The 24,704-nt window shown below is 64.8% G+C and carries 22 protein-coding genes; 18 read left to right on the top strand and 4 right to left on the bottom strand.

Annotated features, from left to right (window positions below; all coding sequences use genetic code 11):
* The 13 genes from A9974_RS03390 (at position 1) to A9974_RS03330 (ending at position 13,097) form a co-directional block, all read left to right on the top strand.
* Positions 1-474, top strand: coding sequence for a phage tail assembly chaperone (locus A9974_RS03390; RefSeq protein WP_183002749.1), 474 nt, complete (start codon positions 1-3; stop codon positions 472-474).
* Positions 474-764, top strand: coding sequence for a DUF4035 domain-containing protein (locus A9974_RS03385; protein ID WP_183002748.1), 291 nt, complete (start codon positions 474-476; stop codon positions 762-764). The genes A9974_RS03390 and A9974_RS03385 overlap by 1 nt, the downstream gene beginning before the upstream one ends.
* A 56-nt stretch (positions 765-820) precedes the next feature.
* Positions 821-2,128: a phage tail tape measure protein gene (locus A9974_RS03380; RefSeq protein ID WP_183002747.1), complete on the top strand. Its 1,308-nt coding sequence runs from the start codon at positions 821-823 to the stop codon at positions 2,126-2,128.
* Between the two features lie 2 nt (positions 2,129-2,130).
* Positions 2,131-2,469 (top strand): phage tail protein, encoded by a 339-nt coding sequence (locus tag A9974_RS03375; protein WP_370539566.1) that lies wholly within the window; start codon positions 2,131-2,133, stop codon positions 2,467-2,469.
* A 5-nt stretch (positions 2,470-2,474) separates the two neighbouring features.
* Positions 2,475-5,117: a pyocin knob domain-containing S74 family peptidase gene (locus A9974_RS03370; protein WP_183002745.1), complete on the top strand. Its 2,643-nt coding sequence runs from the start codon at positions 2,475-2,477 to the stop codon at positions 5,115-5,117.
* A complete protein-coding gene (locus A9974_RS03365; protein ID WP_183002744.1) occupies positions 5,118-5,846 on the top strand; it encodes a phage minor tail protein L in 729 nt (242 codons plus the stop codon).
* A gap of 2 nt (positions 5,847-5,848) precedes the next feature.
* Positions 5,849-6,628 carry a C40 family peptidase gene (locus A9974_RS03360; RefSeq protein ID WP_183002743.1) on the top strand — a complete coding sequence of 260 codons (780 nt, stop codon included), beginning with the start codon at positions 5,849-5,851 and terminating at the stop codon, positions 6,626-6,628.
* Positions 6,625-7,230 carry a tail assembly protein gene (locus tag A9974_RS03355; protein ID WP_183002742.1) on the top strand — a complete coding sequence of 202 codons (606 nt, stop codon included), beginning with the start codon at positions 6,625-6,627 and terminating at the stop codon, positions 7,228-7,230. Before A9974_RS03360 ends, A9974_RS03355 begins: the two co-directional genes overlap by 4 nt.
* Positions 7,227-10,835 (top strand): host specificity protein J, encoded by a 3,609-nt coding sequence (locus tag A9974_RS03350; protein WP_220805829.1) that lies wholly within the window; start codon positions 7,227-7,229, stop codon positions 10,833-10,835. The genes A9974_RS03355 and A9974_RS03350 overlap by 4 nt, the downstream gene beginning before the upstream one ends.
* The gene (locus tag A9974_RS03345) at positions 10,832-11,203 is read left to right on the top strand and encodes a hypothetical protein (RefSeq protein WP_183002741.1); all 372 of its coding nucleotides are present in this window, start codon (positions 10,832-10,834) and stop codon (positions 11,201-11,203) included. The genes A9974_RS03350 and A9974_RS03345 overlap by 4 nt, the downstream gene beginning before the upstream one ends.
* Entirely contained in the window at positions 11,184-11,405 is a 222-nt protein-coding gene (locus A9974_RS03340; RefSeq protein WP_183002740.1) for a hypothetical protein, read from the top strand. The genes A9974_RS03345 and A9974_RS03340 overlap by 20 nt, the downstream gene beginning before the upstream one ends.
* 21 nt (positions 11,406-11,426) lie before the next feature.
* Positions 11,427-12,032 carry a tail assembly protein gene (locus A9974_RS03335; RefSeq protein WP_183002739.1) on the top strand — a complete coding sequence of 202 codons (606 nt, stop codon included), beginning with the start codon at positions 11,427-11,429 and terminating at the stop codon, positions 12,030-12,032.
* Positions 12,033-12,167: 135 nt separating this feature from the next.
* Positions 12,168-13,097 carry a LysR family transcriptional regulator gene (locus A9974_RS03330; protein ID WP_183002738.1) on the top strand — a complete coding sequence of 310 codons (930 nt, stop codon included), beginning with the start codon at positions 12,168-12,170 and terminating at the stop codon, positions 13,095-13,097.
* 19 nt (positions 13,098-13,116) lie between these two features.
* Here A9974_RS03330 and A9974_RS03325 read toward each other — a convergent pair whose 3' ends face one another.
* Positions 13,117-14,316 (bottom strand): ABC transporter substrate-binding protein, encoded by a 1,200-nt coding sequence (locus A9974_RS03325; RefSeq protein WP_183002737.1) that lies wholly within the window; start codon positions 14,314-14,316, stop codon positions 13,117-13,119.
* 198 nt (positions 14,317-14,514) lie between these two features.
* On the opposite strand from A9974_RS03325, the gene A9974_RS03320 reads away from it, so the two are divergent.
* From A9974_RS03320 to A9974_RS03300, 5 genes are all read left to right on the top strand, one after another.
* Entirely contained in the window at positions 14,515-16,083 is a 1,569-nt protein-coding gene (locus A9974_RS03320; RefSeq protein ID WP_183002770.1) for an FGGY-family carbohydrate kinase, read from the top strand.
* Positions 16,084-16,228: 145 nt separating this feature from the next.
* The gene (locus A9974_RS03315) at positions 16,229-17,173 is read left to right on the top strand and encodes an ABC transporter permease (protein ID WP_183002736.1); all 945 of its coding nucleotides are present in this window, start codon (positions 16,229-16,231) and stop codon (positions 17,171-17,173) included.
* Between the two features lie 15 nt (positions 17,174-17,188).
* Positions 17,189-18,151, top strand: a complete 963-nt coding sequence (locus tag A9974_RS03310; RefSeq protein ID WP_183002735.1) for a substrate-binding domain-containing protein — start codon at positions 17,189-17,191, stop codon at positions 18,149-18,151.
* A 39-nt stretch (positions 18,152-18,190) separates the two neighbouring features.
* Positions 18,191-18,943 (top strand): ATP-binding cassette domain-containing protein, encoded by a 753-nt coding sequence (locus A9974_RS03305; protein ID WP_183002734.1) that lies wholly within the window; start codon positions 18,191-18,193, stop codon positions 18,941-18,943.
* A 108-nt stretch (positions 18,944-19,051) separates the two neighbouring features.
* Complete coding sequence (locus A9974_RS03300) at positions 19,052-20,209, top strand: hypothetical protein (protein ID WP_183002733.1); 1,158 nt, start codon at positions 19,052-19,054, stop codon at positions 20,207-20,209.
* Positions 20,210-20,336: 127 nt separating this feature from the next.
* Here A9974_RS03300 and A9974_RS03295 read toward each other — a convergent pair whose 3' ends face one another.
* The 3 genes from A9974_RS03295 to A9974_RS03285 form a co-directional block, all read right to left on the bottom strand.
* Positions 20,337-20,618, bottom strand: a complete 282-nt coding sequence (locus A9974_RS03295; protein ID WP_175174789.1) for a peptidylprolyl isomerase — start codon at positions 20,616-20,618, stop codon at positions 20,337-20,339.
* Between the two features lie 110 nt (positions 20,619-20,728).
* Complete coding sequence (locus tag A9974_RS03290; protein ID WP_183002732.1) at positions 20,729-22,870, bottom strand: ATP-dependent helicase; 2,142 nt, start codon at positions 22,868-22,870, stop codon at positions 20,729-20,731.
* Positions 22,871-23,022: 152 nt separating this feature from the next.
* On the bottom strand, positions 23,023-24,039 hold the full coding sequence (locus A9974_RS03285) for an amino acid ABC transporter substrate-binding protein (protein WP_183002731.1): 1,017 nt from the start codon (positions 24,037-24,039) through the stop codon (positions 23,023-23,025).
* Positions 24,040-24,704: the final 665 nt, after the last annotated feature.

Genomic DNA, 24,704 nt, shown 5'->3' with positions numbered 1-24,704 from the left:
ATGACGGACACGTCGATCAACCCCACTGCCCGCAACCTGGGCCTGCGCGGCCTGGCTGCCGATCCGCTGGCCGGCTTTCACCATGAAACCGTCACCGTGCCGCAATGGCAGGACGCGCGGGTCATCGTGCGCGCGCCCAGCGCCGGCGACCACCTGTTCCACATCCGCGCCATCTGGGCGGCCGCGGGCGTGGAGCCGGGCGAAGACAACGACATCGTGCGCGCCAAGCTGGACGCGCCGGGCGTGGATTACACCCGCGCCTCGGCCAGCCTGCTGGTGCGCACCCTGTTCGAGCAGACCGCCACGGGCCCGCAACGCGTCTTCAGCGACGAAGACGTGGACATTGTCGCGGCGGCCTATGGGCTGGCGCATGCCACGCTGGTGGCCAAGGCGATCGAACTGGGCAATCTCGGGGAGGGAGCGCAGGCGCGCGCAAAAAAGCCCTCCAGGAAACGCCAGACCTCCGTTTCCTGATGGTTTTGGCGCTTCGGCTGGGGCGCACGCTGGGCGAGTTGATGCTGGCCATCGACACCCATGAACTGTCGTTGTGGCGCGAGCTGGACCGCACGTCTCCCTTGGGCGACGAACGGGCCGACCTGCTCGCGGCCAGCCTGGCCGCCACGGTGGCCCAGGCTGCCGGCGCCAAGGTGCGCGCCACCGACATGCTGGTGCGCTGGGGCGAGCAAGACGCGGAAACACCGGCCGAGGCCGGCGCGGACGCGTTGAAGGCGTTCCTGCTGTCGAAGGTCAAGAAGGGGTCTTGACGACGTGTCCGGCCCGCGTGAGCGGGCCGGTAGCGACGCAATGAAAGAGGCAAACCATGGCAACAAGTAATTCAGGCGGGCTCTCCGCCAGCGACCTGGCACGGCTGGTCAACGCGACCAATCAGCAGACGACCGCCTACAAGAACATGACGGCGGCTTGCAACGCCTACTCCAAGAGTGTGGCGCAGTCGACCTCGACGGCGAAAGCCGACACTTCGGTGCAGCAGAGGTCCCTCGCCGAGCGAGACAAGGTATCGAAAGGATTAAACGAAGAAGCAAGGGCGCAAACGCGTCGATCCGCTGCAGTTGAGCAGACCCTGGCAGATCTTGATCGGACCTGGCAGTTGTTCGGCATAAAGACCGAAGAAGGAAAGATGCGGTATGAAACTCGCTTCGGCAAGTTCGCGGGGGAGGACGACAAGACCCGGGAAGAGCTGCTCTGGCGTGCCAGGGAACTGGATCAGCAGCAGCAAGGCAAGGATCGACAGGCCTACATCAACGGGATTACCGGAAAGGATCCGGAGAAAGATGCGCAGATCATGCGAAAGCGTGACTGGCTGGAAGAGGCGCGCAATACCGGCGAGATCACGGAAGGTCAATACGCACAGTCGATGAAGGGGCTGGAGGAGAAAAAGCCCGACGAAGACTTCATGTCCAAGCTGAACGGAAAGCTCGTTGAATCTGCGCGTGACGGAGCAGGAAAAATTCAGGACGTCCTGGGCACAAAGATGTACGACTTTGTGGCCGACAAGTTCGACAAGATGGGACTCTCATTCCTGAACAATGTGGCCAAGATGGCGACGTCTGCGGCTTCGGCCAAACTGATGGAAACACTGCTGGGCGGCGACTTCATGTCTGGCAAGAACGGGGGCGGATTGGGCGGTTGGATTGGTGCGGCAGGGTCGTGGATATCCGGCTTGTTTGGTGGCGGCGCCAGCGCCGGCGCGGCCGCCGCCTCGGGAGTGGCGCAGGCGTTTCCTATCTCCATGAACGCCAAAGGCAACGCCTTCACCAATGGCATGGTCAGCAGCCCGGTCGCCTTCCCGATGGGCGTCATGGGTGAAGCCGGCCCCGAAGCCATCATGCCGCTGCATCGCGGTTCGGATGGTTCGCTGGGCATCCGCGCGGCCTTCCCCAACGTGGCGGGTGACACCGGCCAGGTGGGCGGCGGCGTGTCCGTCAACGTCTACGTACAGGACGGCAACGTCAATACCGAAACCGAATCGGGCGAGGGGGGCTGGAAGCAGTTCGGCCAGCAGATCGGCGAATACGTCAACCAGTTGGTCGACCGTCGTATGACGCAGTCGTACCGCCAGGGCGGTTTGGCCTGGCAGGCCAGCAACAACCGTTTAGCAGGGGCATGAGCATGGCAATCGAAACCTTCAACTGGTCCCCGCGCATCAATCCGCAAGGCAGGACCAAGTTTCGCGTGCTGACCGCGCAGTTCGGCGACGGCTACAGCCAGACCGCCGCCGACGGCATCAACAACAAGGTGGCCTCCTGGCCGCTGCAATTCGCGGGATCGGCGGCGCAGATCAGCCCGATCGTGGCCTTCCTGGACCGCCATCAGGCGGTTCGGGCCTTCCAGTGGCAGCCGCCGCTGGGCGAGATGGGGTACTACACGGCGGCGGACTACGACCTTACTGCGATGGGCGGCGAGATGTACTCGCTGGCCGTCACCTTCCAACAAGTCTTCAGGCCTTGAAAACCATGGCGAATACGCAACCCATCAATGTCGGAAAAACCGACAACGACAAAACGGGCGACCCGCTGCGCATTGCTATGCAGAAGGTGAACGCCAATTTCACTGCGGTGCAGGCAGATCTGGCCAGCGTGTGGAATGCCGCAGCCCTAGGCGCCTCGGTCGACTTGAACACGATCACGGCTCCCGGGCGCTATCACCAGCATACGAACGCCAATGCGCAAACGGGCAGCAATTACCCGGTCGCGAATGCGGGCCTTCTGGAGGTGGCTGGGTCCGCCGACAGTGCGTTCGTCTACCAGGAGTACACCCAGTATCGCGCGGGTGCGTATTCGCGGCGCTTCTGGCGATCGTTCTACGGCGGCACTTGGGCGGCCTGGCAGGAATTGCCCGCGCTGTCGCAAAAGGGCGCTGCGAACGGTCTGGCCGCGCTGGATGCGAACGGCAAAGTACCCACGGCGCAGATTCCTGCCGCATACTCGGCTGCGCTGCCGACGGCGGCGCACGACCTGAATGAATACATCACGCCGGGGTCGTTCTACCAGACGACCATCGCTGGCGCGACGGCTGGCGTCAACTATCCGGTAGCCAATGTGGGGTTCCTGGAGGTCACCGCCACGGGCACGCCGGTGGTCCAGGTCTACACCACACGTACCAACGTTACGACGGCCATGCAGCGCTTCTGGCGTGTACGCATGTCGGCCACTGTCTGGTCGGCCTGGAAGGAGCTGGCGGATGTCACGACCGTGGTCTCGTATGCGGGGGGCATGGCCACCGCGCAGGACCTGAACAGCTACACCCAACGGGGCTTGTGGGCCGTCGGCTCCTCGGCCATCGCCGCCGGTGGGTCGAACTTTCCCGTGGGGCAGTCGGGCTATCTGCTGGTCATGTCTGCTGCGCCGCTGGGGGGCGTCTCGGTGACTTCCGGTGTATGCCAGGTTTACTACGCCGCCAATGGCAACAAGGTCTACAACCGCTCGCTGGTCAACGGCAATTGGTCGCCTTGGGTGGCGAGTGTGGACTCGAGTCAGCTTGCCGCGCCGGGCGGCGTGGCCACCCTGGACAGCAACGGCAAAGTGTCCGTTGCGCAGATCCCCGGCGTAAATGCGACGCCCTTGGGCGCCGCGGAAGACCTGAATACTTATGCGACCCCGGGCGACTACAGCCAGAACACGAATGCCGCTGCGACGGCCGGAGCAAACTATCCCGTGCCGCTGGCGGGCATGTTGTCGGTGAAATTTGGCCCGGGCGGCAATAGCGCGGTGTATCAGGAATACACGACCTATACGTTGACCAACCCGCGCAAGTTCATTCGCAATCGCTTTCTGAGTGCAGGCACGGCGGCCTGGGGGCCGTGGTTCGAGCTGGCTCGCAGCGATCAGGCGGTCACGCACGTGTACCTGGCCACGGCAACCGACGCCAACACGCTGGTGGCGGACAACACGTTTTACACCTGGGCGGCGGCTGTGCCGCTATCGGGTGGGTCGAACTGGCCTGCTGGTGTGGCAGTGAACGCCGGATACATGAACGTGTATTGGCTCACGGCGGGGATCGTGTGCCAGGAAATGTCGGTGCTTTTCTCAAACCAGAAGCCCCGCAGATACTCACGCTATGGCAATCCTGCCAATGGAACCTGGCAGCCCTGGCGAGTCGTCGGGACCTGGAGTAGCGCAGTACAGATGCCTACAGCCGATTGCGGCGACATCCATGTGGACGGTGCGGGGTGGTACAGGTGGAATGGAACCGCCTATGCGAAGTACGACCCCAGTATTTCCCAGGACCTCGCCTTCGATTCGGCGACCTGGAAAGTACGGGGAGCGATGGGCTTCGGCCCGAACGCGGGCGGTGTCTTCCAGAGCACCTCCGGTTCGGCGAACCTCAACGTGGTGCCGGGTACCGCGGCGGGCGGCAGCCGCGTGAACGTATGGCAGGACAGCAGCGCCAATGCGAGCATGCTCTCCCTTCAATGTTTTCCTACGGGTGCCTATATCACCAGTGGCCGAACGGGAAGCGGCGCGTTTCAACCGCTGATCTTCGAGGCCGTCGGTCAGGAGTGCGGCCGGATCAGTACCGCTGCCACGTGGGTGCTCGGCCCTGAATACAGCCGCAACTATCTGGTGCGTCAGGCGATCAACTTCGACGGAGGCGGAACCCGATTCGGCACGCTGTATAGCCCGCGAGCGGACGATACCGTGGCCATCGGTTTCTCAAATGCGGCCGGTGGCCTCGTCGGCTCCATCCAGACTTCGCCGTCTGCCACGTCCTATTACACGACTTCGGACTACCGGGTTAAGTACGACGTTCGAGACATGGACGGGGCTTGGGCGCTGGCCTCGATTCTGAAAATGCGTCCGCGCACTTTCAAGATGGTGATGGATGACAGCTCGCAGGACGGCTTCATTGCGCACGAATTGCAGGAGGTGGCGCCCTTAGCCGTGTCCGGAGAAAAGGATGCTGTGATGCCTGACGGTCATGGTTCGGGTCCGCGCATGAAGTTGCAAGGCGTCGACAGCTCGAAACTGGTCGCCCGGATGGTCTGCGCGATGCAGGAAATGAACAGCAAGATTGAAAGCCTGAATCGCCAGCTTGAGCAATTGAGCAGCGGCGCTGCTGCATCCACGTCCGCCGCGCCGTCTCTGGAGAATAAATGAATGGGTATCAACGCAGACATACAAAAACTGGAGCCGGGCGCCCTGGTCGAATTGTTCGAACTGGACGCCAGCGAGATCGGCGGCGCCGTGCAGCGCTTTCATGGCTACATGCAGGTGGGGCCGATCTATTGGCAAGGCAAGCAGTACGACCCCTGGGCGATCCAGGCCGAAGGCTTCGAGCAGGTCGGTGAAGGCCAACAGCCATCGCCCACGCTGCGCGTTGGCAATATCGGCCAGGATGAGAAGGGCAACGCCGTCGTGGGCGTGATCTCGTCCCTGTGTATCCACCTGGATGACCTGGTGGGCGCGCGGGTGGTCGTGCGCCGCACGCTGGGCAAGTACCTGGACGCGGCCAACTTCCCGCAGGGCAATCCCACGGCGGACCCGCAGGAAGAGCTGCCGCCCGAAGTCTGGATCGTGCAGCAAAAGACCGCGGAAACCGCCCAGGTGGTCGAGTTCTCGCTGTCCAGCGCGCTGGATTTCAACGGCCAGAAGCTGCCGGACCGTCCGATCATCGCGGGCGTGTGCTCGTGGCTGCGCAAGGGCGGTTATCGCGGCCCGTATTGCGGCTACACCGGCAACCGCATGTTCGATCTGGACGGCAAGTCCGTCAACGACCCGACGCAGGACCGGTGTTCCGGCCTGATGTCGGATTGCAAGAAGCGCTTCGGCGAATACGAAATCATCAACTTCGGCGGCTTTCCGTCCGCCGATCTGGTCAGGGGATAAGCATGCGCAAGAGCACGATGCAGGCCATCCGCGACCATGGCGTGGCGACGTATCCGCAGGAATGCTGCGGGCTGGTGGTCAAGGCCGGCCGCCGCGAATGGTATGTGCCGTGCCGCAATACGGCCGCCAGCGAAGAACATTTCGTGATGGCGGCCGAAGACTACGCGGCGGCCGAGGAAAGCGGCAAGATCGCGGCCGTGGTGCATTCGCATCCGGATGCGCCGGCGATTCCCAGCGAAGCCGACCGGGTGGCCTGCGAGGCGTCGGGCCTGCCCTGGTACATCGTTGCCGTCGAAAAGCACCTGGACGGCCAGGTCAAGGCCGGCGAGATCCGCGGCTTTACGCCCGAAGGCTTCCAGGCGCCGCTGCTGGGCCGCCAGTTCGCCCATGGCGTGCTGGACTGCTATTCGCTGGTGCGCGACTGGTATGCGCGGGAACGCGGCATCCGCCTGCCCGACTTCGCCCGCGAAGACGGCTGGTGGGAAGCGGGCCGCGCCGGTGACCTGTACATGGACCATTACGCCGAAGCCGGGTTTCGGCCATTGGCTGCCCACGAGGCCATGGCGCCGGGCGATGTGGTGATCATGCAGGTGCGGTCCGACCGGGCCAATCATGCGGGTGTTTTCATCGGTGCCGAACCGTTGAGCGAGGCGCCAGGTTTGTTTCCGCTGCCGGACGCCATGCTGCACCATCTGTACGGGCGCGATTCCGAGCGGGTGGTATATGGCGGATTCTGGCGCGAGGCGACCCGGGTGGTGCTGCGTCATGGAGAGAAGCGATGAACGACAAGACACGTTTGGTCCGCCTGTATGGCTGGTTGGGCGCGCGGTTCGGCCGGGAACACCGGCTGGCGGTCACCAGCCCGGCCGAGGCCGTGCGGGCGCTGTGCGTCTTGCTGCCCGGTTTTGAAAAGGCGCTGTCGGATAGTGAGCAAAACGGCGTGCGCTTTGCGTGCTTTGCCGGTCGCCGTAATCTGTCGGAAGACGAGTTGCGGCATCCGGTTGGCAGGGACACGATTCGCATTGCACCGATACTGGCCGGCGCCAAGAACGGCGGCGTGTTCCAGACCGTGCTGGGGGCGGTCCTGATCGCCGTGGCCGCGTTCTACACGGGCGGCTTGGCGGCAGCGTTCCAGGCAGGCGGGCTGGTGCAGGCCACCGCGACGTTGGGCCTGTCGATGATGCTGGGCGGCATCGCCCAGATGCTGTCGCCCCAGCAACGCGTGCTAAGCGCCAGGGATGGCCCGGAAAACGGCGCGTCCTACAACTTCAACGGACCCGTGAACACGACGGCGCAGGGCAACCCCGTGCCGCTGCTTTACGGGGAAATGTTCGTCGGCAGCGCCACGATCTCCGCAGGTATCTATTCGGAAGACCACGTATGAAACAACGACATCGCATCAGGAACAAGGCGCCCACGGGCGCCTTTGCTTTTGGCGGCAAGCGGGCGGATGCGCGACAGGACGTCATCGGCCACAAGGGCAAGGGCGGCGGCGGCGGCCGCGCGCCGGTGGAATCGCCCGACAGCCTGCACAGCACGGCCTACGCGCGCGTCATCGACCTGCTTGGCGAAGGCGAGATCTACGGCCCCGTGCACGGCATGGACAATGCCCTGCGCGACGTTTACCTGAACGGCACGCCCGTGGCCAACGAAGACGGCTCGCTGAACTTCACGGGGGCGTCGATCGACTTTCGCACGGGCACGCAGTTGCAGGATCCGTTGCCCGGCTTTCCGGCGTCGGAAAGCACCATCGGCATCAATGCCGAGCTGAAATCGAATCAGCCCTGGACGCGCCTTTTCACCAACCTGCAGGCGTCCGCCGTGCGCGTGACGCTGGCGGTCGAAGGGCTGAGCCGCGCGGACACCAAGAATGGCGACATCAATGGCTACCGTGTCGAATACCTGATCGAGGTGAACACGGACGGCGCCGGCTACCAGGTGGTGCTGGCCACGGCGTTCGACGGCAAGACTACGCAGCGCTATACCCGCTCGCACCGCATCGACCTGCCGCGGGCGCGCCAGGGCTGGAACATCCGGGTGCGCCGCATCACGCCCAATGCCAACAGCAACACCATCTCGGACCGCACGGTGGTGGATACGGTCACGGAAATCATCGACGCCAAGCTGCGCTATCCGATGTCGGCCGTGGTCGGCATCAAGATCGATGCCTCGCAATTCCAGAGCATCCCGACCCGCGCCTATCACGTGCGCGGCCGCATCATCCGCGTGCCGTCCAACTACCATCCGGATCTGCGCAGCTACAACGGCGTGTGGGATGGCACCTTCAAGCTGGCCTGGACCAACAACCCGGCCTGGGTGTTCTACGACCTGATCAGCAATGACCGCTACGGCCTGGGTACCCGCGTGCCCGCGGGTTGGCTGGACAAGTGGGGCCTGTACCAGATCGGCCGCTACTGCGACGAGATGGTCGACGACGGCTTTGGCGGCAAGGAACCGCGCTTCACCTGCAACGTCTACCTGCAACAGGCGGCCGACGCCTATCGCGTGGTGCAGGACTTCGCGTCCATCTTCCGCGGCATGGCCTACTGGGCCAACGCCGCCGTGTTCGCGTCGGCCGACATGCCCGGCGACCCGGTCTACACCTTCTCGTCCGCCAACGTGGTCGAAGGCAAGTTCAACTACGTCGGATCGGCGCTGACGACCCGCTATACCGTGGCGCTGGTGTCCTGGAACGACATGTCCGAAATGGGCCGCCAGAAGGTCGAGTACGTCGAAAGCCGTGAAGGCATCGCGCGCTACGGCATCCAGCAGGTGGAAGTCACCGGCTTTGGCTGCACCTCGCGCGGCCAGGCCCACCGCATCGGCAAGTGGATGCTGTTGACCTCTAACATGGAGACGCGCTCGGTCACCTTCTCGGTGGGCCTGGACGCCTGCCGCGTGCGGCCGGGCAGCGTCATCCGGGTAGCGGACCAGCACCTGGCCGGTCGCCGCATCGGCGGTCGCATTCGTGAAGGGTCGCTCAGCAAGATCACGGTCGATGCCGAACTGGGCGTTCGGCCCGGCGACCGCCTGACGGTGAACCTGCCCAACGGCCTGTCGGAAACGCGCGTGGTCGCCACCGCGGTGGGCACGGGCCTGACGGCGGACAACACGGTCTTCACGGTGGACTCCACCGAGCTGACCGCTGACCTGGTCGGCCTGCCGGGCACGGTGCTGCATATCACGGTGACCACGCCCTTCTCGCAGGCACCCGAAGCCGAGTGTGTCTGGACACTGGAATCCGAGGCCCTGTCGGCCCAGACCTTCCGCGTGCTGAGCGTGAAGCGCAAGGAAGGCTTGATCGCCGAGATCTCGGCGGTACAGCACGAACCGGGCAAGTTCGACAACGTGGACTTCGGCACGCGCCTGGATCCCAAGCCCATCACGGTGGTGCCGCCGTCCGTCCAGCCCGCGCCCACCAACATCCGCCTGGCGTCGCGTTCGGTGATTGACCAGGGCATGGCGCGGCACGTCGGGGTGATCAGTTGGGACGCGGCGGCTTCGGCCGTGGCCTACCAGGTGCAATGGCGCCGCGACAACTCTGACTGGGTCGAAGCGGGCCGTACCGGCGCGCTGACCCTGGAATTGCCGGACATCCGGGCCGGCGCCTACGTGGCGCGGGTGCGCGCCATCAATGTGGCGGACATCTCGTCGGTCTGGGTCAATTCCACCGAAACGCAGCTGGAGGGCGACATTGCGCCGCCGCCCGCGCTGGCCTTGCTGGCCGCCAAGCCGCTGGTGTTCGGCATCGACCTGCGCTGGGCCTTCCCGGAAGGTCGCTTCACGGCGCAACGCACCGAGATCTGGTACAGCGCGTCCAACGACCGTGCCAGCGCCATCAAGCTGGGCGACTATGCCTTCCCGCAAAGCGCCCACACCCTGATGGGGCTGTCGGCTGGCAAGCGCTTCTACTTCTGGGGCCGCATCGTCGCGCTCAATGGCGAGATCGGCGCCTGGTATCCGGGTGACCAAGGCGTGATGGGGGAATCGAGCTGGGAAGCCAGCGAAATTCTGGAGTACCTGAATGGCAAGATCAGCCGCGATGAACTGGCCAAGGATCTGACCGGCACGATCGATGGCCTGACCACCGGCCTGGACGCGACCCGCGCCGCCATTACCGCCGAGGAAATCAAGCGCGAGGACGCAGACGGCGCGTTGGCTTCGCGCGTGGATACGGTGCTGGCGACGGCTAACGGCGCTGCTGCCGGGGTCGAAGAGGCTCGCTCGGCCCTGGTCGGGCTGGATGGCAAGCTGAAGGCCACCTGGAGCGTCAAGGCCCAGGTCACGCAGGACAACAAGGTCTACGCCGCCGGCATGTCATTGGGGGCCTACAGCCAGCCCGACGGGCAAGTGCAGACCTCGGTGTATTTCCTGGCTGACCGGCTGGCCTTGCTGAACCTGGCCAATGGCGCGACGACCACCCCGTTCGTGATCGAGAACGGCCAGACCTTCATCAACGACGCGGTAATCGGCACGGGGCGGATCACCAACGCGATGATCAGAAGTCTGGACGCGGGCAAGATCAGCGCAGGGTATATCAATGCCGACCGTCTCGACGCCAACGTGCTGGCAGCCAAGCTGGCGAACCTGAATACGGCGTACATCAGCACGGCGCATATCGGCGTGGCGCAGGTGGATACCTTGCGTATCGCGAGCGGCGCGGTGGTTATCAATAATTCGGCGACTTACAGCCTGGAATGGGGGCGTTATTCGGGAACGAATACCGCCACGGTGTCCATCTACCTGAATGTGCCGGCCCGCTTGATGATGATGCAGAACCATGTTTTCGGATTGGGCGGGGGGAACTGGGGCGGTGAAGCGCCTCAAGGAACAATGACTTCAAACTTTGGCTTCAGCGGTATGGCGCAGGTATGGCTGAGCGATTTTCTGCAACCAGGAACGTATTCGCTGACGATAACGTTTCCCAGGCCTTTGGATGGCTACGGCAACGCCAGGGGCAACGTGGCACTTATGGGACTACTACGATGAACACATATTCACTCTACGACTCGGATGGCCGTGTTTTCAGCGTGCTTTCCTTGCAGCAGGTTGACCAGTTGGAGCGGCTCGTTTCCATGAATGGCGCTGCAGGCTATATCGAGGGCGTAGTCGACCCCGAGACACAGTATGTCCAGGAAGGGCGAGTCGAATCCAGGCCGCCGGGCACGTCGGTGCTGACCGGAAGCATGCTTTCAGGACTGCCCGTCCCCTGCGTGGTCAGTGTCAATCGCATGGAATACCCCTGCAATCAATCCAGCATCGAACTGGAGTTCGATCAACCGGGCCGCTACCGCATCGTGGTGCGCGCCTGGCCCCACATCGACAAGGAGTTTGAAGTTGAAAATCCGCCACTATGAACCCTATGCGCCGCTGCGCGCGCGCGCCTATCCCGCCATTGGCGACCAGCTCGACGCGATCATGAAGTTCGCCGAGCATCTGCAACGCTCGGGCCAGAGCTTGCCTGACGAAGTCACGCAATGGGTCGCGCAATGCAACCACGTGAAGCAGCGCTTTCCGAAGACCGCCACACGTGGCGTCGAGCCGCCGCAGTCCGTCTAGCGGCTTCAAGCGAGAGTCAATATGTCACAACAACTGAAAACCATCCGCCTCTATGGCAGGCTGGGCGCGGAATTCGGCCGGTTGCACCGGTTGGCCGTGTCCAGCACGTCGGAGGCGATACGCGCCCTGTGCGTGCTGCTGCCCGGCTTTGAAAACCGCTTGCTCGACAGCGAATCGAAGGGCGTGCGCTATGCGTGCTTCATCGGCCGGCGCAATCTGCGCGAAGACGAGCTGGCGCGGCCGGCGGGCGACGAAGACATCCGTATCGCACCGATGCCGACGGGCGCCAAGCGCGGGGGGCTGATGCAGGTGGTGGTGGGCGTGGCGCTGATCGTTGCGTCTTTCATCCCGGGTTTGAACGTCGCGGTATGGGGGTCTGCCATGACCATCTCGGGCACCATGATGTCGATGGGTATGGCCATGGCGCTGGGCGGCCTCGTCCAGATGTTGAGCCCTCAGCAGCGGGCGTTGAGCGTCAAAGACGGACCCAACAACGGCGCTTCGTATAACTTCAATGGTCCCGTCAATACGACGGCGCAAGGCAACCCCGTGCCGCTGCTTTACGGCGAACTGATCGTGGGCAGCTCCACCATTTCGGCGGGAATCTACTCGGAGGACCAGGTGTAAAGCGAGGGTGCCTGCCCGATGGCAGACGGATTCCCGGTTGGCGCGGGCAACCTCTGGCCCGGTCAGGCCCTAGAATCAGGCATCAGGCGGGGCGCGGTCCCGCCGTCAGCGTGCTATCGGGAGCTATGACGCCGCATGAAGCGCAACTTCAACATCCACGACCTGCGCATTTTCTACACAGTCGTCATGACCGGCTCCACGCGGCAGGCCGCCCAGGCCATGCACCTGACGCAGCCGGCGGTCAGCCACGCCATCTCGCGGCTGGAGGGCGCCACGGGCGTGCTGCTGTTCGACCGGTCGCACAAGACGCTGCGCCCCACCGAGGCCGGCCACTACCTGTACAGCGAAGCCAAATTCGTGCTGGACGAACTGGTCCGCATCGACGAGGCGCTGCACAGCATCGAGCAGTTCGGCGGCCGTGGTCTGCGGATTGCCACGTCGCCCGCGCTGGCGCTGTCCTATGCGCCGGACGCGGTGCGCCGCTATCTGCAGGCCAACGGTACCCGACCGTTCTCGATTGACCTGGAATCTTCGGTGCAGGTCATCAGCGCGGTGGAAACCATGCGCGCCGACTTCGGCCTGGGGGCGGTGTCGCAGGACAGCGCCCGGGTAGCGTTCCGGCCCTTTCTGCGCACCGAGGTCATGGCAATCGTCCATCGCGACCATCCGTTGGCGCGAAGGGCGACCATCGCCGTTGCCGATATCGCGCCAGAGACCTATGTGCAGCCGCTCTGGTCCGACTACGTCATGCCTCAGGGCGACATCACCGACACGTTGCAGTTGCGGTCCGGCATGCAGGCGCATATGTCGCTGTTGGCGGGTACCGTGCGCGCGGTGCGCGGTATCAGCCTGGTCAACGCGCTGTCGGCGTCCGACATCGTGGCGGCCTATCCGGATCTGATGGCGCTGCCCTTGTCGTCACGACTGTGGTTCGATTTCCTGCTCATCACGCGCAAGGAATCCGCCAACCAGGAGCTGACCGAACGCCTGCTGGACGCGCTGCGCGCGACCGCCCACGAGCGCCAGCAGGGCGCGTTCGCGCAGACGATCCAGGTACTGGAGTAAGGCGCCACGCGGCGCCCTTTCACGGTTTCATCAACCGGCAGGCCGATTCCGCCGGTGATGTGTAGATCTGGTCGCCCGGCGCGCGCGCCACCAGCTTGTAGTAGTCCCAGGGCCCTTTCGACTCGGCAGGGGTCTTCACCTGCATCAGGAACATGTCATGCACCATCAGCCCGTCGGCGCGGATCTTGCCGTCCTTGACGAAGAAGTCGTTCACCGGATTGGCCTTCAGCCATGTCATGATGGTGTCGCCATCGGTGCTCTTGGTCGCGGCCACCGCCTTCAGATAGGTCGTGGCGGCTGAATAGTCGCCCGCCTGCAGCATCGACGGCTTCTTCTTCATCCGTTCCTCGAAACGCGCCGCCCATTGCCGCGACGGATCGTCCTGGTTCCAGTACCAGGCCGTGGTCAGGTACATGCCCTGCGCGGCCTGCAGGCCGAGCGCGTGGATATCGGTGATCAGCACCAGCAGGCCCGCGATCTTCATCTTGGGCGTCAGGCCGAATTCGGCAGCGGCCTTGACCGCATTGCTGGTGTCGCTGGCCGAATTGGCCAGGCCCAGCACCGACGCGCCGGAAGCCTGCGCCTGCAGGATGAACGAGGAGAAGTCCGCCGTGTTCAAGGGATGCCGCACCCGGCCCTTCACGGTGCCGCCGTCAGCGGTCACCACGGCCGAGGCGTCGCGCTCCAGAGCCTGGCCGAAGGCGTGGTCCACCGTCAGGAAGAACCAGTCCTTGTTGCCTTCCTTGAGCATCGCCCGCGCCGTGCCGCGCGCCAGCGACACGGTGTCGTAGGCGTAGTGCACTGTGTAGGGCGTGCACTGCGAATTGGTCAGTTCCGACGCGCCCGCGCTGACCACGAAGAAGGGCGTCTTCTTTTCCTCGGCCACTTTGGCCATCGCCAGCGCCGCCGCCGAATTGGCGCCGGCGATCAACATGTTCACGCCTTTCTGGTCCAGCCATTCGCGAGCGCGCGACGAGGCGATGTCGGCGCGGTTCTGGTGGTCGGCCACCAGCACTTCGATCTTCTTGCCTGCCACCGTGCCGCCAAAGTCGGCGATGGCCATCTTGATCGCCTCGGCCCCGCCGGGCCCATCCGCGTCCGCCGACAGCCCGGACATGTCCGTGATGAAACCAATGCGGATCACGCCGTCGTCGGCTTGGGCGGCTGCGCCCCAGCCCAGCGCTGCGGCCAGCGCGGCCGCGCATAGTGTCTTTTTCATGGTGTTGTCTCCTCCGGGTGCAGGCCATTCTGTCGCACGGTATCGGGGCTGTCACCTGAACAGAAATTATCAATTGATAGGGAATCCGGTGCTGCGTTGCAGCGGACCGCTGCCATACAATGGCCGCACGCTTGGTCTGCCGCCGCCGGCAGGGCGTTTGGATATGCGATGGTGCCTCTGAAGTCCGACCTTTCCGCAATGCACTACGTCCTGGCCGTCGATCTGGGCGGCACGCGCTTTCGAGCGGCGTTAGTGGACAGCATGGGGGCCATCGCGCATGCCTGCGCCATCGACAGCCCCGCAGGCGCGGGGCCGCAGCCGGGATGGGACGAGATCGACGCCGATGCCTGGTGGCGCGGCTTGCAGGTCTTGGCCGATACCCTGGCCGTGCAGGCCGGCCCGGCCTTCGACGCGATAGCGGCCATCGCCATTTGCGGCGTTACGCGCACGCAAGTGTTCGTGGATGCCCAAGGCGCGGCCATCCGTCCGGCCATCACCTGGCGCGATACGCGCGCGGCGGCCGACGTGACGCAATGGATGACGGCCTTGCCGCAGCATCATCCTGAAACCCGCCAGATCAATGCCTTTCACCCCTGGGCCCGCATCGCTTGGCTGCTGCGCGCCGAACCCGGCCATGCCGCCCGCGTGCGCGCCGTGCTGGACCCCAAGGACTATCTGAACCTGCGCCTGACGGGCAGGGCAGCCAGCGATGCCGTATCCCTGGCGCGCCTGGCCGCGTCGGCGCTGCCCGGTGCGGCGGCCGATGGCGCCTCGGCTGCGCGCCCGGCCAGCGCTGTCAGCGCGGCGCCCCACGGGGCGGCGACTGGCCAAGACCTGTTGAGCGCTATAGGCGCCGACCCCGCCTGGGTGCCGGACCTGCTCAGCCCCCTGGACGTCGTCGGTCCCGTGCAACCGGGCCTGCCGGGCGCATTGCGCCGTCTGGCCGGACGTCCCGTGGTCGCCTGCGCCAACGACACCTGGGCGGCCGTGGCCGGCCTGGGGGCGCTGCGGCCTGGTTACGCCTACAACATCTCCGGCACCACGGAAGTCTTTGGCGCCGTGGGCGCCGAACCGGTGCAGGCCCAAGGCCTGATGACCGTGGACTGGGGCGGCGGTAACCATCAGATCGGCGGCCCGGGGCAGAATGGCGCGGACACCATCGCCTGGCTGCTGCCGTTGCTGGGCCGGTTGGGCAATGAAGGCATGGCCGGCGTGGGCGACGCCATGAACGCGTTGCTGGCCGTCCCGCGCGATCCGCAGCCCGCGCTGTTCCTGCCCTATCTGCAAGGCGAGCGCGTGCCGTATTGGGATCCCAACCTGCGGGGCGCTTTCCTGGGCTTGAACCGCCGCCATGGCCCCGGCGATCTGGCCTGGGCCGTACTGGAAGGCGTGGCCTTCCTGAACCGCATCGTGCTCGAACGCGCCGAAGCCGCCCTGGGCCGCCCCGTGGCGCAGATCCGCTTCGGCGGCGGCGCCGCGTCCAGCCCCCAGTGGTGCCAGGTCAAGGCCGATATCTGCGAACGCCCCGTGGTCGTGGGCCAGGCGGACCAGCCCGGCATCCTGGGCGCGGCGGTCACAGCGTGGACAGCCTTGGGCCGCCATGCCAGCTTCGCCGCCGCCCAGGATGCCCTGGCGGCGGTCGCCCGGCGCTACGAGCCGCGGCCCGCGCAGTCCGAGATCTATCGCGGCATGTATGCCCAGTTCCGCGCCGCCGAAGCCGCGCTGGCGCCCGTATCGCACGCCTTGACGGCGACCCGGCTGGGGTAAAACCCTAGGGCCCGAAGCCGCGCCAACCCGCGCCCAGCCGGCTACGCCGGGTATACACTACGACGCCACAGGCCTGGGCAACGACCCGGCCGGGGGCAGAGCGCAGGCGCGCTGTGCCATCATCAAATGCAGCAAGGGCGAGGCGATGCGCGGCATCCTGGAAAAGTACGGTACGGCCATCGCAGGGTTGGTCCTGGTGGGCTTTTTTGCGATCGCTGCGCCGAACTTCGCAGCACCCAATAATCTTTTGAACATCGCCAAGGAAACCAGCTTCCTGGCAATCATCGCCATTGGTTTCACGCTGGCGCTGGTCACCGCCGAGCTGGACCTGTCCGTTGCCGACGTCGCCAGCCTGGCCGCCGTCGTCACGGGCGCCCTGGTGCATACCGGCCAGCCCGTCGTGCTGGCCATCGCCGCGGGCCTGGGCGTCGGGTTGCTGTGCGGCCTGGTCAACGGCATGGCCGTGACGCGGCTGCGGGTGCCGTCCCTGATCGCCACCCTGGGCATGGCCGCCATGGCGCGCGGTTTCGCCTTCATGCTGACCGATGGCGTGTCCTACGTGGGCCGCTGGCCCGCCACCTTTACCGATCTGGCGCGGGGCAAGCCCTTTGGCATTCCGGCGCTGGTGCTGTGGATGCTGGGCGCCGTGCTGTTCGCCTTCTTCCTGGTCAAGTGGACCCGCACCGGCGCCCGCATGACCGCCACCGGCGAGGCCGGCGAATCCGCCCGCCTGGCCGGCATCAACATCCACGCCATGAAAGGCATCGGCCTGGCGCTGTCCGGCCTGTGCGCCGGCCTGGCCGCCGTGCTGCTCACGTCCAGCCTGTCGTCGGCCGCGCCCAACATGGCCGGCGACTACTTCCTGTACGCCATCGCCGCGGTGTTGCTGGGCATGACCATGTTCAACCCGGGCCACGCCAACATTCCCGGCACCCTGGTCGCGGCGCTGATCCTCAAGGTGCTGGGCAACGGCCTGGTGCTGATGGGCGCGGCCTACTACGTGCAGGACATCGTCCTGGGTTTCATCATCATCGCGTCCGTCGCGGTGTCATCGGCCGTGCTCAAGAAAGCGGCCTTCAAATTCGGATAAGCAAGGGGAAACGCCATGAACCGATTCTTCACGCGCACGCTGCTGGCGGGCGTCTTCGCCGTTCAGGCGCTGGCCGCGGCGGGCGCCGCTCATGCTTTCGAGGTCGGCGTCATCGCCTTCCAGATGTCCTCGGAAACCCATGCCCGCGCCGCCAATGCCGCGTCGGAAGCCGCCCGCGCCAAAGGCTGGACCGTCACCCAGCTGAACGCCGAGGGTTCGCTGCCCAAGCTGGCTGAACAGCTGGACACCCTGGTGAACAAGAAGGTCGACGCCATCGTGGTGGCCATGGGCAAGCCCGTTGAAACCGACGCGCAGCTGCAGGCCGCCAAGGACAAAGGTATCCCCGTTGTCGGCGTCATGTCCGGCGCCAGCCCGCACATGCTGGTCGACGTCGAGGTCAACGAATACGCCACGGGCGCGCAGTCGGTGCTGTACCTGCTGGGCAAGATGGGCTACCAGGGCAACATCCTGTCCGCCCGTTTCGACGGCAATTCCGGCACCCGCATCCGCGGCAAGATGCTCGATGCCGTCCTGTCGGAAAACACTGCCGTCAAGGATCTGGCGAAATTCAGCATGGCGCGCACGCAAAGCTGGCGCGACGACGTGCGCAACGGCATGCAGGCGCTGTTCCTGCGCAACCAGGGCCAGTTCAAGGGCGTGTGGGCCTCGTTCGACGGCCAGGCCTATGTCATCGACGACCTGCTGCAAGCCCAGGGTATGAAGAAGGGCGACATCACCCTGGTGTCCGTCGACGGCGGCCCCGAGACCTATCGCCGCATCGCCGACCCCAACAGCCTCATCACCGCGACGATGATGATTCCCTTCGAGCAACTGGGCGCCACCGCCATCGACGCCATCGACCGTATCGTCGTCAAGAAGGAACCCAAGGACAAGATCGCCGCCGGGCCATACCTGTTCATGGATTCGGTGCTGGTCGATGCCGGCAACGTGCAGAAATTCCTCGCGCCTGCGAAGTAGGCCCCACACCCGCTGCCTGATTGCCGTTTCGCCATCACCATGACCGCCGCCCCAACCATTGCCCTGTCGCTACGCCAAGTCCGTAAATCCTATGGCGCCGTCGAGGCGCTCAAGGGCGTCGACCTGGACGTGCCCGCGGGCCGCGTCATGGCCATCTGCGGTGACAACGGCGCCGGCAAATCCACCCTGATCCGCATCATCTCCGGCGCCCAGGAGCCCAGCGGCGGCGAACTCAGCCTGGCGGGCAAGCGCGCCATCTTCCGCTCGCCCCACGATGCCTTGGTGCAGGGCATCGCCACCATCTACCAGGACCTGGCCCTGGCCCCGCGCCTGTCCATCTGGGAAAACGTCTTCATGGGCGCCGAACTGGTGCGCCGCATCGGTCCGCTGCGCGTGCTGGACAAGCGCCGCATGGCCGAGCAGGCCCGCGGCTACCTGCAACGCCTGTCGGTGCCGATCGATGACATGGACCGGCCCGTCGAACGCATGTCCGGCGGCCAACGCCAGGCGGTCGCCATCGCCCGCGCCCTGCGCTGGGACGCCCGTGTCGTCATCATGGACGAGCCCACCGCCGCGCTCGGCGTCAAGGAAACCGCCCTGGTCCTGAACCTGGTGCGCAAGCTGCGCGAAGAAGGCCGCACCGTCATCCTCATCAGCCACAACATGGCGGACGTGGTGGCGCTGGCCGACCGCGTCGCCATCCTGAAGAGCGGCGTCAAGGTCATTGAACGGGACGTGGCGGGGCTGGATGCGGATGCGCTGGCGCATATGGTGATGACGGGGAGGGCGTAGCCGCGGCTTGGCGCCTCGCGTCCCAGACAAAGTCCGCGGCAAACTTCACAGACCTTCACAAGGATCGTGCGTAGCATTGGCGGGTCTGGTTTCCGAGAGACGTTTCACATGTCCCGCACCGCTGCCTTGCACTCCGGGCTGCTCCCTCCACGCGCGTTTGCTCGCCGTGCCGCTCACGGCATCACTTGCGCTGCGCTGCTGGCCATCGCGTCAATCGCCTCTGGCATGGCGGCCGCCGCCATCGAATCCACGACCGTTGCTGACACCGTCTCCCAGACCTCGCCAGAACGCTGCATGCGCATCCAGGTGCACCAGCAGGACGACCGCCTGACGCTGCAATCTACCTTCGACACCATCACGCAAACCGTCAGCCCCGAGCGTTCCGCCGCCATCCTGTCCAAGGAATTCCGCCGCGTCTACGACATGCTCGAAGAGAACCGGCGGCTGGATGCGCGCTTCGATGCCCGCATGGCGATCCTGTCCCACGAACTGCTCGGCCCGCTGCTGCCGGGTCTGCGTAAAGCGCCCTGCGTCATCTTCCAGATCGAACCCACGTCCATGCACTTTGCGCTGGACCTGTTGCCCTTGGATGGCGTGCCGCTGTTCGTGCAGAAGCCGGTCGCCTTCGGCTTCGCCGATGCCGGGGGCGCGCCGGCGGTTCAAGGCCAATCGGCAGCGGTTCAAGTCGCCGCCCCGGCCACCGGTCTCGGCCCGCAGTCCAAAGGCCTCATCCTGCGCGACCTGGAAACGGACCCTGACGACGGCACCGGTGAAGTGCAGAAACTCTACCCAGGCTCCAAGTTCCAGCTCATCGGCAGCGCCACCCCGGACATGTTCGCGCGCAGCCGCTATGACTTCCTGCTGATCAGCGGCGAAGGCGTCGTCAGCCCCACCTGGGGCAAGCCGGAAAAAGACGAAAACGACGCCATCGGCCTGGGCGAAGACGACATGTATCCCCAGGACCTGCACGGCGCTGCTTTCAAACTGGTCTACCTGGACGCCAGCCAGCTCGCCTTGAGCAAAGCGTTCATCGACGCGGCCCGCCGCAGCGGCGCGCGCCATTACCTGGCGCCCATCATCAGCAATGAAGCCGGCCATTCGTCCACGCTGACGCTGCGTTACTTCTTTGGCGGCCTGAAGCAAGGCATGGCCCCGATCGACGCGCTGTACCGGACCCGGCGGCAGATCTACAAGGAATTCGAAGGCAGGGTGAATCGCACCGAGCAGATCTACTACGCGTATCCGTTCAGGTTGTATCTGCTCTAGGGGTAGGGCCCCGGCGGGGGGGCGTGTGGCCAGGCCGTCGCTTCCCGTTTTCTGGACTGTTCAGGCAACAAAAAGGCCGCCGCCAGCGTCTTCTGGCAGCGGCCTTCTTGCGTGCAGCGGCGGGGACTTAGTCCTTGCGGCTGGTCACTTCAACCAGGTGATAGCCGAACTGCGTCTTCACCGGGCCTTGGACTTCACCGACCGGGGCGCTGAACACCACGGTGTCGAATTCCTTGACCATCTGGCCGGGGCCGAACGTGCCCAGGTTGCCACCGTCGCGGCTGGACGGGCAGCTGGAGTTTTCCTTGGCCACTTGAGCGAAATCAGCGCCGTTGGCGATGGCGGTCTTCAGTTCGTTCGCTTTGGCTTCGGTCGAGACCAGGATGTGACGGGCGGAGGCTTGTGCCATGTTTGGCTCCTTGCGGGGAAATGATCGGGGTGGGGAGAGTACCGCATTTGGGCGGACTCGCTACCCCGACATCATAAACGGGCCAACGGCAAAGCCATGCCGGGGACGGATCACGGCTCGGCCAGCCAGCTCTTGAATGGCTCCAGATCCAGGTGATCGGGGACGTACCAGACCTTGCGGGTGCGGTCCCACTGGGCGCCCAGCGACTTCACCGCGTCCTTGTTGGCATAGGCCACCTTCAGATCGCGACGGCCGGCGGTTGCGGTGGGCACGCCGACGTTGCGGCGCACGGCATTGTTGGCGCGGTTGAGCGTGCCCGCCAGCTGCATCCTGGCGATGAACGGGCTGCGCCGTGCGGGGTCTTCGGCCGTCACAAGCGTCAGCCGCGATTTTGCCCGGGTGGCGGCGACATAAAAGAGGTTTTCCTCTTCGGACAGCGTGCGTAGCGGATTCGGAAACTCGCCTTGGTCCAGAAAAGGCAGGATCACGTGGTCGAATTCCTTGCCCTTGACGTTGGCCACGCAGTCCAGCAACACCGTAGCCTTGCCGGGCCGCGCGCCGGCGACCTTCTCCGCGGTTCCGATCCATGCGGAAAAATCGGACAGGTTCTGGTTCAGGTTGCGCGCCGTCGCGATAAAGCCGTTCACGCACTTGGTCACGACCGAGGCCTGGTAGGGGTGGACATACAGGCGTTGCGCCAGCTTTTCCATTTCCACGAAGTCGCAGACCGTTGCCAACGCGGCATGGGCGGGCGCGGCCGGTTCCAGGTCGCGCAGATACGCCACCGCCTGTTCAATCCGCGCCCGGGCGGCAGGGTTGCCCACGCGCTTGATCTGGCCTTCAAAAAAATACTCCAGCGTGGCGGGGTCCCGGGCGATGGTCGTCTTGGCTTCGCTGAGTTCCTGCGGGGACAGCGGCACCTCGGCGAACGTCGCCAGCGCTTCCACGATGGCAGCCCGGGTGTCCGGGGAGGCCACATTATGAAAATCGGCCAGCGCAATTGCCAGCATGCCGCGCAGGAACAGTATTTCGTCGCGCAGCAGATAGCTGCGCATCGTCAACGTGCGATATTGAACCTGCGCCTGCATGAGCGCGTTTTCGATGTCGATGGATTGATGCTGATCGCGGAACAGAATGCAGCATGCGTCCAGCGGTTTGCCGTCTTGCTGCCATTGAAGCACGGCCTGGACCACCTGCCGGCCACAAGCGCCGGGCTGATCGGCGTAGGCAGCCTCGTGAATCTCGGTGCGCAGCGGCAGATTCGACTCCACCGTCTTGTGCTTGAACGCTTCCATGGCATAGGCCAGGTGCGGGCCATGGCGGTACGTCATCGACAGCGCAAACGTCGCGCAGTCCGGAAAGCTGGCCGCAATTCGATACTGCAGAAAGGCATCGTCGGCGCCCAGGTGCGAATAAATCACCTGGTCCTTATCCCCTACGCCCACAAAGTAGGGCTGGTGCACATTCAACAGGGTTTCGATAATGCAGAAAGACGCCTCGTTGACGTCGTGCAGTTCGTCGCAAACCACCAGTTTGTACGCGGGCAGGGCTTCGTGTATTTCAGGCGTCGTGCGCAGCATGCAGGCCAGGTCGTAAGTGGCGTCAAAAAAACCGCGCGCCTCGACATAACCGAACAGGTCGATGCGCTGCTTTTCATACTCGATGGCCCACAGATAATCGGTCACCGGAATGGCCAGGCCTTCCGCGGCCAATTCCGGCTCCAGGCCTTCGCCGCCACGCATGAGGGTCATGGTGGCTTTCAGTTTGAGCAGATTGTCCAGAAACTGGCTGACCGCCGTGTTGTGCGTGCGGATATCCAGCACATCGCCCCGGTCCGGATGATTGGGGGCGACGTTTTCCAGCGCGTCCAGCGCGAAAGCCTTCTGTTCCCGCACCGACGCCAGCGCGCTCGGCACCGCATCTTCCAGCCCGGCCAGCACCTGCCGCGCAAACTCCTCGACCGTCTGCACGCGGACCCGCCTGGCCGTGTTGTAGGCGATGCCCACTGCCGTCAGGCGTGCCTGCAGGACTTGCCTGGCTTCGTCGGTGAACGTCAGCGCCAGGATCTCTTCCGGCGCCGTGCCCTTGCTGATGGCTTCCCCGATGCGCAGCGCAAGCGTCGTGGTCTTGGCCGCGCCCGCATTGGCCAGCACCAGATTGATGCGGTGCCGGGACGCCTGGATCTTTCTCTGTTCGTCGGTCGGAACAAAACCTGTCGGGATGAATTGAACGGAGATCGATGAAGAGGTCATGTACCTGAGGGAAGGGGAAAGGCCGGGGTCGTCAACGATACTACGTAAGTGACATCCGGTAATGGCGCCCCGCAAGGCCATGCGTCACCGACCCGGCCAGCAAAAAAACGAGCGCCCTGGGCGCTCGCTGGTCGGTCGGGTGGAGGATGCCCTTACCGGACCGGCCACCCATACATCAGCCCGCCATTGCGGTACGACGCATTCAACCCGCGGGTCAGCTTCAGCGGGCTGGTCTCGCCCAGGTTCTTCTCGAAGCTCTCGCCGTAATTGCCGATCTGCTTGATGACGTTATAGGCCCACTTGTCATCCACGCCCAGGTTCTTGCCCATGCCCGGCGTCACGCCCAACAGGCGCTGCACGTTGGGATTGGTGCTTTTCAGCATCTCGTCCACGTTCTTGGACGTCACGCCGTATTCTTCGGCTTCCAGCATCGCGAACATCGTCCAGCGAACCACGTTGAACCATTGCTCGTCGCCCTGGCGCACCATCGGGCCCAGCGGTTCCTTCGAGAAATTCTCGGGCAGGATGTCGTACTGCTCAGGGTTGGCCAGATTGGTGCGGGCTGCAGCCAGCTGCGATTTGTCGCCGGTGAAGGCATCGCAGCGGCCCACCGCGAAGGCGCGGATGATCTCGTCCAGGCGCTCCACCACCACGGGCTTGAACACGATGTTCTGCGAGCGGAACCAGTCCGACAGGTTCAGTTCGGTGGTGGTGCCGGGCTGCACGCAGACGGTGGCGCCGTCCAGCTCCTTGGCGCTTTTCACGTTCAGCGACTTGTTCACCATGATGCCCTGGCTGTCGTAGTAGTTCACGCCCACGCCGATCAGGCCCAGAGTCGTGTCGCGTGTCAGGGACAGCGTGGTGTTGCGCGGCAGGACGTCCACTTCACCCGACTGCAAGGCGGTAAAGCGCTGCACGGCGCTGACGGCCATGATCTTGGCTTTGGAAGCGTCGCCGAACATGGTCACGGCCAGCGCGCGGCACAGGTCCACGTCCAGCCCCATCCAGCCGCCCTTGCTGTCATTGACCGAAAACCCCGCTACGCCCGTGGACACCCCGCATTGGACGAAGCCCTTGTTCTTGACGCTTTCGAACGTCACGCCCGCGCTGGCGCCCCAAGAGGAGAAGAGGAGCGCGGCCCCTGCCGCGACGGTAGTCAGTGCTTTCATGGTGTCTCCGCGCGGGCGCGCAACATATTGGTCTATGTCCGCCGGCAGGCGGAAATGCGGCGAATGGTATCGGCCGGGCCGGGGAGGGAGAATCGGGGAATTCCCCTTAAATCCACTGGGCGGAATTTAAGGGGCCGGATGGCCGGGCGCTTCGGAGACCGCACTCTGCAAACGGTAGCGCGGGCTTTCGCGTGCGTGTGGCGGTGATCTTCTTCGTGGGATCGAACGCTCGTCGGGCGGATGCTTCCTGCATGGATTTTATTTCGGCCCCGTTTTTGATCGCCGGTGAACGACCGATGCCGCGGTCACGGCTGCCCTGGCATCAAACGGAACCTTTTCCGCGCGGGCGTTACTGAGGCTCCCTATTCGCAAGTGAATTCAGGAGTACGTTGATGACATCCAAGCGTCCATCCCCCTTGCCGTTGACACTGGTGCTGGCTGCGATCACGGCCTCTGGCGCCCATCCCGCTTTCGCCGCCGGCGCGGGAGGGCTGGGAGCGGGTCCGATGTCCGCAGGAGGGGCGTCCTATGATGGGGCCACGCCCGCGGGCGATGGCGGGAACAGGTTTGGCAGTCAAGGTAGTGCCGGCAACGGGGCCGCGGGGGCGATAGCGGGGGGGAACGGTGGCGCTAGCGGATTCAACGTTCAGGGGACGGGCCAGGCG

The sequence above is a fragment of the Achromobacter sp. UMC71 genome, from assembly GCF_014170305.1.
Taxonomy (GTDB): Bacteria; Pseudomonadota; Gammaproteobacteria; order Burkholderiales; family Burkholderiaceae_B; genus Achromobacter.
Note: the sequence above shows the minus strand (reverse complement) of the source record. Positions and strands in the feature narration are given on the sequence as shown.